Raw genomic sequence first — 11,020 nt, 5'->3', positions numbered from 1 at the left:
AAACGCATTTCGTCCATTTCGTTAAGCGGAATAAGATGTACGTGAGCGTGAGGAACTTCTAGTCCTATCACTGCCATACCAATTCGCTTGCACGGAACCGATTTTTCTAAGGCGATTGCGATTTTTTTGGCAAAAGCCATCAATCCCAAATACAAATCATCGTTTATATCGAAGATCTTGTTTATTTCTTGCTTCGGAATACATAAAGTATGTCCTTTTGCATTTGGATTTACATCTAGAAAGGCTAAAAAATTGTCGTCTTCGGCAATTTTATAACAAGGAATTTCTCCGTTTACTATTTTGGTAAAAATACTAGACATGACTAATCTCTTGTAATTTCTAAAACTTCAAATTTCAGAGTTCCATTAGGAACAGTAATTTCGGCAATTTCTCCAACAGATTTTCCTAGTAATCCTTTTCCAATAGGAGAAGTTACAGATATTTTACCTGTTTTAAGATCTGCTTCACTTTCGGCAACTAAATGGTAAGACATTTCCATACCGTTAGATTGATTTCTAATCTTTACATGAGATAAAACCAATGCTTTAGAAACATCTAACTGAGATTCATCAATTAAACGAGCATTAGAATATACTTCTTCCATTTTTTTGATTTTCAACTCTAAAAGACCTTGTGCTTCTTTTGCAGCATCATATTCGGCATTTTCAGACAAATCACCTTTGTCTCTAGCTTCTGCAATATCTGCCGACGCTTTTGGGCGTTCGATTGCTTTAAGTTGCTCTAATTCGTCTTTTAGTTTTTTTAATCCTTCGGCTGTATAATAAGATACTGTACTCATAATTTATTCGTTTATATAAATAGAAAAAATCCCATCGCGACGGGATTTCTTTCGGCAAAGATATTATTTTTTATTTCAGTTTGTAATTTTATATGACAATCATACTATTACAAAGTTAATTAAATTAAATTTGTTCTAACAAAATAGACTAAAATTTTTTAAAAATGAAACGATATTTCCTTATAATAGTAGCAATTCTTACTTTGTCTTGTCACAAAGATAAAGTAGTAAACGAAAATCCTTACTTGCCAAACTATTCTTTTTCGGTAGTTATAAATACGAGTTTGCCTTCATACAATAACCTTCAGTTTCCTAGCAATCCGGTTTTAATTACTAATGCGGGAGCTGGAATAAAAGGGATTATTATGATGAAAGTAGGCACCGATGATTATCGTGCTTATGAGGCCAGCTGTCCGAATCAATATCCGAGTGATTGTTCACAGCTCACCATAAACGGAATTAATGGAAAATGTCCTTGCGACAGCAAAGAATACAGCTTATACACTGGAGTTGGAGTTAGCGGTGGTCAATATCCTTTAAAACCATATAGAGTTGAAATTAGCGGTGCTAATTTGAGGGTTTATAATTAAGGGTTTAACTACAAAACTAACGCAAAGCTACAAGTTAGAGCGAAATGCGCCTTCCAGCCCACTTTGCTCTAACGACAAGCGCACTTCGCCTAACTAGCGCTTTGCAAAAGCAAAGCCGCCGCAAAGCGCGCTTGTCGTTAGCAGATATACTATGGAGAAAATTGCATTTAAAATATTACTTCTTATCGTAAGTCTAAATAGTTTTGGACAAACCGTTTATGATAAATCAAAAATATCAAAGAAAACAAACCAAATAGTTCTAAAAATTGAAAAAATAAACCAATTAATGGGCGAGGCGGTTTATGAATCTGGAATGCGACCAAAACAGTATGATAACTTTGAAGAACTAAAAAAAAATACGTCAAAAAACCAGTTAACTATTCTAACAAAGCATCCAAACGGGGTTGTTAGATGTTATTCTTTTTGGGCATTGTCAACTCTTAAAGATATTGATATATTTTCAATAGTAAAAGAACATTTAAATGATGAAACTTTAATAAAAACTTTATTTGGTTGTATTGGTAGTGATGAAAAAGTTGGTGATTTTTTTATTAATGTTGCCACTCCTAATTATATCGATTTGGACTCTAAGAAATTAAGCGAAATCGAATTTAAAAAATTAGATAGTATTTTAATTTATAAAGAGAATAATCTTGATTCCAGATATAGAGCAATTGAGAATGCAGAACCAACAGAATTTCTTTACCCTAAAATCAGAGAACTTGTTGTAAAATTCAATAATCAAAGTGCCTTAGTAACTTTATCTAAATATCAAAAAGAACAAGATATTGAACTGATTTTAAATAGTCGAGATAAAACTGAAAAAGAAGATAACGGTTATTTTTTCATTTATCAGGCAATACAAAATTTCCCTAACCAAAAGTTCATTCCACTATTAGATGGAAATTTAAGAAAAACATTAGATAACACTCATTATAGTCAAGAATGGAGACAATTATATAAAGCCATTGCAACATATAAAAATGAAAAAGCATTAGAATTGCTAAATGTTCCATTTACACAGGTAACTCATGAAAATATAAAAAAATATCATATTGATTTTGTTTACGATGCTATCTTAAGTAACAAGAGTTCTATTTATGATGCATTATTATGGAAGATTTGGGAAGATGAGAAATTAATTACTATGGACGGATTTAAATATCTTTTACAATTAAATCCATCAAAAACTTATGAATTAACAAAGAAAGAATTAATAGAAAATTATCAAATTAAAAATACTGAAGTTATTCCAATCATTAGTGAAAATATGTTCAATGAAAGTTTAGAAGAAACAATGCTAAATTTTATCATAGCTAATGATAAATCGTTTGCAGATATTATAATTATAGATAAAATTGAAAATGCAGATGTCCATCAATTTGAAATTTACTCAAAAAAAATTCAAGAATCAAAAGATATAAATTTTATTGAGCCTCTTTTTAAGAGATTGTTAGTTGATGATAATCCACATGTCTATCTAGATATAGTTCAAACCTTAATATCTTTTAAAGATGAAAATATCAATAAGAAAATTATTGAAACTAGAAAGAAAAACAAAAGTATGAATGAAAATTGGGGAAGTAATTCTTTAGACAAAATACTAAAAGATAACAACATCAAATAAAAGTACATCTGCTAACAGCGGTTTTAAGCAAGTGAGGATTTAGGCTTAATTTAGTGTTGGTCTTGTATTTGTTTGTTCAGTCTTTAATCTATACATTTGGCTAACAAAGTCATCACATGCTTAAAGCCTGCGGGACGTTATAAGAAACCTTATTCTAAGTTTATGCAGAAAAAAGGGTTATATTAAATCAAACATGACTCCCCTCAAATCGAATAGGTTTCTGTTCGAACCGATAAGACTTCTGTTCAACTCAAACATGACTCCGCTCAAGTCGAATAGGCTTATGAACAAACCGATAAGATTTCTGTTCAACTCAAACATGACTCCGTTCAAGTCGAATAGGCTTATGAACAAACCGAGAAGACTTCTGTCCAACTCAAAGTTGACTCTGTTCGACTCAAACCTTAATCTATCATTGTCAAACAAGGCTTAGTCCAAAATGAATAAAAAAATCACCCCTAATTTTCACAAATAAATTAGTGAAAATTAGGGGTGATTAAGAGTCGTTTTTAAATAAACTCTAAAACTTCAATGTTATTCCTGTTAGAAGATTAATTCCAGCCTGTGGATAGTAAAAATTTTCTGTTATAGCATCGTCGTTTGAATTTTGTGGACGATAGTAATAGCTATATGTATATCCGTTTGAAACATATTTTTTATCAAAAATATTGTTAACTAATACATTGAAAGCAATTTCAGAAATCCATTTTGGTTTTAGCTTAAATGACGCATTCAAGTTGTTTACAAAATAAGCTTTCATACTTCGGCTTTGTGTTGATGTATTGTCTAAAAATTGTTTGTCTACATATTTAGATACAAATCCGATGGCTAAATTATTAATAGGAGAAAATGTTAAGCTACTTCCTATAATTGTTTCTGGCGAAAAGGCAATATCTGTGTTTTTGTATTGTGTTGTAACTGCTGCATAAGAAACGTCGTCGTAAGTAATTGGGTCATATTGCGTATCATAAACCAAATAATCGAATTGTTTGATTTTATTTTGACTCAAAGTTGCATTAGCATCTATTCGCAATTGTTTGATTATTTGATAACCTGCTTGTAGTTCTATTCCTGCTCTGTAACTTTTAGCTACATTTTGACGAACACCATTCCCAACATCATCTAACTCACCTGTTAATACTAATTGGTTGTTGTAATTCATATAGTAAAGGTTTGCTGTAGCAAAATACTTTTCTGCTTTTAGTTTGTAACCCAACTCATAGTCTATAAGTTGTTCAGGCGACGGATCGGTAGGGTTTTTTGTAATATCGTCACCATTTGGTTCACGATTTCCCACAGCAACTGATCCATAAATTGTGTTTTTAGCGTTCAAAAGATAAGTTAAACCTGCTTTTGGATTAAAAAAACTATATTTTTTATCAACATTAATAGCGCTTACACTAGATGATATTCCCGAAGATGTAAAGTAAACATCCCTGAACTGAACATCGGCAAAAGCAATAAGTTTTGGACTAATTTCGTATTCTCCTTTGGCATAAACATTAAAATCGTTTTTAAGTAAAGTACTTTCGTAATATTTGGTTTGATAAGGTAGTGGTGTTGGAAAATTACTCCAAATAATTTCACCATAATGCAATCCGTCATATTTGTTGTAACCACCACCTACATTAAAGCCTAGTTTGTCTTTGTGATAGTTTAATGAATAAACCAATGCGTAAAAATCGCTTTTTGCCCATTTTCTTCTAATCACGTCGCTTTTGTCGCTTCCGTTTGGACTTGTTGGGAAGTATTTTTTGAATTTGTCCTGCGTTTTATACTCTTCATAATAACCTTTTCCAGGGGAGAAATTTCCTGAAATATTTGCAGATAAATTATCGTTAAATCGATGAGAAAAATGCAATTGATAATGACTTTGCTCGTAATTATCTGTTTGATTGTCGTAAGTATAAAAATTATACGTTCGCCCTGAATTAAGTAAATTCTGAGCTTCGGCTCCAGTTGAATAATTCCTTGCTATAAAAGCATTAATTCCTTCAATATCTCCATTTACAACTGCTTCTGGAGTTCCGTACCATGATTGGTATGTTTTTTCTTTTCCTCCAAAAACAATTGCTTTTATAGCTGTTTTTTTACCAATATATCCAGCTTCGGTATAAAAAGATTTCAAATCCGATGAAGCTCGGTCTATATAACCATCGCTGGCAATTTTAGACAATCTTCCTTCGGCATAAAATCCGTTTTTAATACCAGAACCAATACTTAAATTATGCTTTCTAGCACCAAACGAACCCACGCTATTAGTTATTGTTGCATAACCGTTTGTAGAAGGTTTTAAAGTTTTTAGATTTAAACTTGCTCCAAAAGCACCTGAACCATTAGTCGATGTTCCCACACCACGTTGCAACTGAATATCTTCAACCGAAGAAATAAAATCTGGAATGTCTACAAAATAAGAACCTTGACTTTCAGCATCGTTGTACGGAATTCCGTTAATCGTTACATTAACACGGGTTGCATCGCTTCCACGAACACGAATACCTGTATATCCTACACCTGCACCGGCATCGGAAGTGGTTACCACAGATGGCATTTGATCTAACAAAATAGGCAAATCTTGAGCTAAATTAGTCGATTCTATTTTTTGTTTTGTAATGTTGCTAAAAGCAAAAGGAGACTTGTCTTTTACTCTGGTCGAAATTAATAATACTTCTTCGAGTGAGTTGGTTTTGGTTGTGTCTTTAACAATTTCTTGCGAGTAAGAAAGGCTAGAGCCGAGTAGAACGATTGAAAGCAAAAAGCTTTTGTAACTAAATAAATTTTTCATCCGTAAAGATTTTACGAATAAAAGGGGGAATTATTCTTTTTTAAATTAATAAATTGATGTTTCAATGACTTGGATAACGTGCACATTATCTTTTTGTCATTATTCCCTTGGCAACATTACTTGCCCAGGTTCTTTGGGTATAATCTCAGCTCGTTATTTGGAGCACCCCTTTGAGACGGTGCAAAATTAGTTTTTAAAGACAGATTACACAAATTTCTTTTAATATTTCTTAAGTTCGAAAGTATTTCCGTCGAAAACCCCATAAGTAAAATAGCCAATCCAGTCGCCGAGATTAATGTATTTTGAGTTTTCTCCTACTTGAATTTCCATAGGTAAATGACGATGCCCAAATACAAAGAAATCATAATGTTTGGTTTCGAGTTTGTATTTAGCATACTGTACCAACCATTCGTTGTCTTCGCCTAGAAAACGAACATCTTCGTCTCCTGAAATCAATTTGTTTTTTACCGATAAGTATTGCGCTAGTTTTACGCCAATATCAGGATGCAACCACCTAAAAATCCATTTTGAAAATGAATTGGTAAACACTTTTTTCATGCGTTTGTATCCTTTGTCGCCGGGACCCAAACCATCTCCGTGACCTATTAGAAAGGTTTTATTATTGAAAGTAAATTCTTTAGTTGTGTGATAAACAGGGATATTGAGTTCTTTTTCGAAATAATCTCCCATCCATAAATCATGGTTTCCTACGAAGAAATAAATTGGGATTCCGCTGTCACGAATTTCGGCTAGTTTCCCTAAAACACGAACAAAACCTCTTGGTACAACTGTTTTGTATTCGAACCAAAAATCGAACAAATCTCCTAACAAAAAAATCGCTTCGGCATCTTGTTTTACTTCGTCGAGCCAAGCAACAAATTTTTGCTCTCGAGGAAAACTAGATTCGGGTGTTGGTGCGCCTAAATGTTGGTCGGAAGCAAAGTATATTTTTTTAGAGGATGAAAGGGTCATTTGGTTTTGTTTGAAGCAAAGATAATAAATGTAACCATTTAAGTTAAAGATGATAATAAATATTATCTTTGATGTCTTAAAACTCGTTTTTTATGAAAAAAATACTACTTTTTTTACTTGTTATTTCTTCTTATACTGTTTTTTCTCAAGTTACTAATATTGAAAATTGTTTTGGGAACACAACATTTAATTTAACAACTCGTAATGCTCAATTAATAGGTGCTTTTCTTCCAAATGAGACAATTGTTACCTATCATCTTTCCCTTGCTGACGCTACTAATGGCATAAATGCAATTGCAACACCTACAAACTATATTCAAACAACTAATCAGCAAATAATTTATGCTAGAATAGATCATCTAGGTAGTATTACAACAAATTTTTTTAGTCTAATTCAGAAGACTCCAGTTGCAGTTAGCGCTGTTTTAGGGAGTCCACTTACTTGTGCAAGCCCTGCAATGGTATTAACGAATGCAAGTGGGGGATCAGGAAGTTACACTTATTCTATAACACCAATAGGATCTGTGATTCAAAATGGAAATATGTTCCAAATAATAATTCCGGGAATTTATACTATTACGGCTACTGATTCTATGGGATGTATAGCTATTTCAAATAATATTTCAATAATTCAAACACCTCCTATAACCGCGACTATTTCATTAGCTAACCCAATATGCAATGGTTCTACAGGAACTATTTCAATTAATGCTATGGGAGGAACTCTACCTTATACTTATTCCTTAGTTGGGGCGGTAACGATTGGACCTCAAAGTGGCAATGTTTTTTCTGGATTGCCGGCAGGGAATTATACTGTTCAAGTTATAGATGCAGGAGGGTGCTTATATAGCACTAGTATTACAATTACTCAACCAACGCCATTAACTTGTAACGCAACAATTTCGGGAAACACAGTGACTTTAAATGCAACAGGAGGGAATCCTCCTTATACTTTTGGAGTAAATGGAGGTGCGTTTCAATCAAGTACTGTTTATAATAATCTTACACCTGGAATTTACACTTTTCAGGTTAGAGATATAAATAATTGTATTTGTACAAGTAATGTAACTATACCCAATAATGGTTTTTCTGTGACATTAGGGTCTACTTTAGATATTCCAGTAAGTACCTTTTTTGCAAATGTTTCGGGTGGAGTACCCCCGTTTAGTTACCAATGGAGTTATAATGGAGTTGCCATTTCTGGAGAAACTTCTCAAAACATAAATACTCAACATGTATGTGGGCAGTTTTCTGTTTTGGTAACTGATGCAAACGGGTTACTTGCAACCGCTAATGCAACTTCTGGATGTCTTCCAATTTCTGCAAATAACGATGCATTCAGTGTTTATTCTTCAAATATAGCTACAGCAACTTCAACTGTTTCTGTTTTATCCAATGATTTTTTTAACGGACTTCCTGTAAACTCACCAACTAATAATGTGACACTAACACCACTTACTATTCCTGTTGGTTTTATGATAAATGCAAATGGCACCATTAGTGTTTTATCTGGAACACCATCTGGAATTTATACGCTGAGCTATCAAATTTGTCAAAATACCAATCCAAACAATTGCTCTACTGCAATTGTAGCCATCACTATTCCATCAAACGGAATAATCTTGAAGGCTTTTATAGATTCAAATAATAATAGTATTCAAGATAATGGAGAAACCAATTTTATACAAGGTCAGTTTGGCTATGAATTAAATAACAACGGAACCATAAACCATATTACTTCTTTAAGCGGAGAGTTTTCGATTAATGAATCAAATGCTACTAATTCTTATAATTTATCATACTCTATAAATCCTGCGGTTGCTGCTCAATATTCATTGTCAACACCTTCATATAATAATATACATGTTTCAGGTTCTGGGGTGACCATTTATAATTTTCCTATAACTGAAATTCCTTTTACAGATTTAGCAGTCTATGTTTATAATTATGGCGCACCTCCAAGACCAGGTTTTACCTATGTAAATCAAATAAATTATAGAAATAGTGGAAACCAAACAATTCCTTCAGGAACGGTAACTTTTGTAAATAATAATGTTGTAACCATAACTAATGTTTCTCAATCTGGAACGATTTCAATTGCAAATGGCTTTACTTATGATTTTACCAATTTATTACCTGGAGAATCAAGATACATAAATGTAACTATGCAAGTGCCAACAATTCCAACAGTTACTTTGGGACAATTGTTAACTAATTCAGTTTCTACAACAATACCTTCAGGAGACATTAATATTGCAAATAACAACAGTAGTATATCGCAAATTATAGTTGGTTCATACGATCCAAATGATAAAGTAGAATCTCACGGTGGAAAAATTGTACATTCTACATTTAGTTCAAATGATTATTTAACCTATACTATTCAGTTTGAAAATACGGGTACAGCAAATGCTGAAAATGTTAGAGTGAATGATATACTTGATACTAAACTTGATGAAACATCGGTAAAAATGATTAATGCTAGCCATTCATACATTTTAAATAGAGTAGGAAATACTTTAAATTGGAATTTTAACGGTATAGAATTGATTCCAAACGGAAAAGGATCTCTTACTTTTCAAATAAAGCCTAAATCAGGATATGTAGTTGGTGATATTATTCCAAATACAGCTTCAATATTTTTCGATTTTAATCCAGCAATTGTAACTAATACATTCAACACAGAATTTGTTTCAGCGTTAGGTATTTCTGAATTTGAAAATAAAGAATTTGTTGTTTATCCCAATCCAACCAACGGAATAGTTGTTATTTCACTAAAAAATAATTCCAATATAATTGATTCAATAATTGTAAATGATGTTTTAGGAAAAACTATTTTCTCACGAAAGATTAATAGTTTTAGTTCAGAAATTGACCTGTCAAATGTTTCAAAAGGTATTTATTTCATTAAAATAAAATCAGGAGAACAAGAAAAAGTTCAGAAGATAATAAAAAATTAAAATAAAAAAAGAGGTCAAAATTTAATACATTAAATTTTGACCTCTTTTTTTATTTATTCTTCCTAAACGAAAAGTAGGCAATAATTGTACTTATAAACATTAATACGCCACCTAAAACAAATGGTGCGCCTGGAAACTGAAAAGGTGCTTCTTTGTGTGTAAAAAAGTAAAAAACACTAGACATAAGAGGCGGTCCAATAATAGAAGAAGCACTCATTAGACTAGTTAATGTTCCTTGTATTTCTCCTTGTTCGGTAGCTGGTACTTGGCTGGAAACGACTGCTTGTAATGCTGGTCCAGCGATACCTCCTAAACAATACGGAATTAAAAATAGAAACATCATCCATCCTTGTGTTGCCGATGAAAATAAAAACATTCCAATGGTATACAGCGCCATTCCTACATAGATGCTTTTTTGATTTCCTAACTTTGGGTTTATCCAACGAATTAATCCGCCTTGTACAATTCCTACTAAAAGACCAATAACTCCTAAAGAGATACCCACCATTCTTTCGTTCCAGTTAAAACGGAGCATTGTAAAATAACTCCAATTACTTTGTACAGCATGAGAAGCAACATACAATATAAATATTGAAATTATTAATCCGATGAGGTTTGGATGTTTTTTTAAGTTTAAAATAGCGCCAACTGGATTTGCTCTTTTCCAACTAAATTCTCTTCTATTTTCCTTGCCAAGTGATTCTGGTAAAATGAAAAAACCATATAAAAAATTAACCATACATAAAATTGCAGCTGCATAAAATGGAACACGAGAACCATATTGCCCTAAAAATCCGCCAATAACAGGACCAATAATGAATCCTAATCCGAAAGCAGCTCCAATCATTCCGAAATTTTTAGCTCTGTTTTCGGGTGTGCTCACATCAGCAATGTAAGCCGATGCAGTTGTAATACTGGCGCCAGTAATTCCAGCTAATATTCGCCCTATAAAAAGCCAAGTGATTGTTGGCGAAAATGCCAGTAAAAGATAATCTAACGAAAATCCTAAAAGTGAAATAAGTATAATGGGTCTTCGGCCAAATTTATCACTCAAGTTACCTACTAATGGAGCAAAAATAAATTGTGTTATTGCATACGCAAAAGTAAGCCAGCCTCCATATTTTGCAGCCTCACTAATGTCACCATTTATTAGTTCTTTGATTAATTTTGGAATTACAGGAATAATAATTCCCCATCCTGTTATATCGATAAGCATGGTTATGAAAATAAAACCTATAGCTGCCGATTTTTTGTTTTTCATTAATTTTTTGAGTTTAATTTTACAAT

The 11,020-nt window shown here is 32.5% G+C and carries 8 protein-coding genes; 3 read left to right on the top strand and 5 right to left on the bottom strand.

Features of this window, described 5'->3' with window-relative positions:
- A partial coding sequence (locus ACKVOV_RS06065) for an HIT family protein (protein ID WP_409205867.1) occupies nt 1-320 on the bottom strand: 320 nt, incomplete at its 3' end.
- 2 nt (nt 321-322) lie between these two features.
- Complete coding sequence (gene greA / locus ACKVOV_RS06060; protein WP_409205866.1) at nt 323-799, bottom strand: transcription elongation factor GreA; 477 nt, start codon at nt 797-799, stop codon at nt 323-325.
- Between the two features lie 164 nt (nt 800-963).
- Here greA and ACKVOV_RS06055 point away from each other — a divergent pair, with 164 nt between their 5' ends.
- Entirely contained in the window at nt 964-1,389 is a 426-nt protein-coding gene (locus tag ACKVOV_RS06055) for a Rieske (2Fe-2S) protein (RefSeq protein ID WP_409205865.1), read from the top strand.
- Nucleotides 1,390-1,540: 151 nt separating this feature from the next.
- Nucleotides 1,541-3,016, top strand: coding sequence for a hypothetical protein (locus ACKVOV_RS06050; RefSeq protein ID WP_409205864.1), 1,476 nt, complete (start codon nt 1,541-1,543; stop codon nt 3,014-3,016).
- A 520-nt stretch (nt 3,017-3,536) separates the two neighbouring features.
- Here ACKVOV_RS06050 and ACKVOV_RS06045 read toward each other — a convergent pair.
- Nucleotides 3,537-5,801 (bottom strand): TonB-dependent receptor, encoded by a 2,265-nt coding sequence (locus ACKVOV_RS06045; protein ID WP_409205863.1) that lies wholly within the window; start codon nt 5,799-5,801, stop codon nt 3,537-3,539.
- A gap of 219 nt (nt 5,802-6,020) precedes the next feature.
- Complete coding sequence (locus ACKVOV_RS06040) at nt 6,021-6,773, bottom strand: UDP-2,3-diacylglucosamine diphosphatase (RefSeq protein ID WP_409205862.1); 753 nt, start codon at nt 6,771-6,773, stop codon at nt 6,021-6,023.
- A gap of 92 nt (nt 6,774-6,865) precedes the next feature.
- Here ACKVOV_RS06040 and ACKVOV_RS06035 point away from each other — a divergent pair, with 92 nt between their 5' ends.
- Nucleotides 6,866-9,733: a T9SS type A sorting domain-containing protein gene (locus ACKVOV_RS06035; protein ID WP_409205861.1), complete on the top strand. Its 2,868-nt coding sequence runs from the start codon at nt 6,866-6,868 to the stop codon at nt 9,731-9,733.
- 49 nt (nt 9,734-9,782) lie between these two features.
- On the opposite strand, the gene ACKVOV_RS06030 is transcribed toward ACKVOV_RS06035, so the two are convergent.
- The gene (locus tag ACKVOV_RS06030) at nt 9,783-10,994 is read right to left on the bottom strand and encodes a TCR/Tet family MFS transporter (protein ID WP_409205860.1); all 1,212 of its coding nucleotides are present in this window, start codon (nt 10,992-10,994) and stop codon (nt 9,783-9,785) included.
- Nucleotides 10,995-11,020: the final 26 nt, after the last annotated feature.

This window comes from Flavobacterium sp. (genome assembly GCF_046153165.1).
Lineage (GTDB): Bacteria > Bacteroidota > Bacteroidia > Flavobacteriales > Flavobacteriaceae > Flavobacterium.
This window is presented reverse-complemented; position numbering and strand designations above follow the sequence as displayed.

Bases quoted from the DNA above. Each gene is read 5' to 3' on its own strand.
- ACKVOV_RS06055 (WP_409205865.1), top strand. From the start codon at position 964: ATGAAACGATATTTCCTTATAATAGTAGCAATTCTTACTTTGTCTTGT.
- ACKVOV_RS06050 (WP_409205864.1), top strand. From the start codon at position 1,541: ATGGAGAAAATTGCATTTAAAATATTACTTCTTATCGTAAGTCTAAAT.
- ACKVOV_RS06035 (WP_409205861.1), top strand. From the start codon at position 6,866: ATGAAAAAAATACTACTTTTTTTACTTGTTATTTCTTCTTATACTGTT.
- ACKVOV_RS06030 (WP_409205860.1), bottom strand. From the start codon at position 10,994: ATGAAAAACAAAAAATCGGCAGCTATAGGTTTTATTTTCATAACCATG.
- ACKVOV_RS06040 (WP_409205862.1), bottom strand. From the start codon at position 6,773: ATGACCCTTTCATCCTCTAAAAAAATATACTTTGCTTCCGACCAACAT.
- ACKVOV_RS06045 (WP_409205863.1), bottom strand. From the start codon at position 5,801: ATGAAAAATTTATTTAGTTACAAAAGCTTTTTGCTTTCAATCGTTCTA.
- greA (WP_409205866.1), bottom strand. From the start codon at position 799: ATGAGTACAGTATCTTATTATACAGCCGAAGGATTAAAAAAACTAAAA.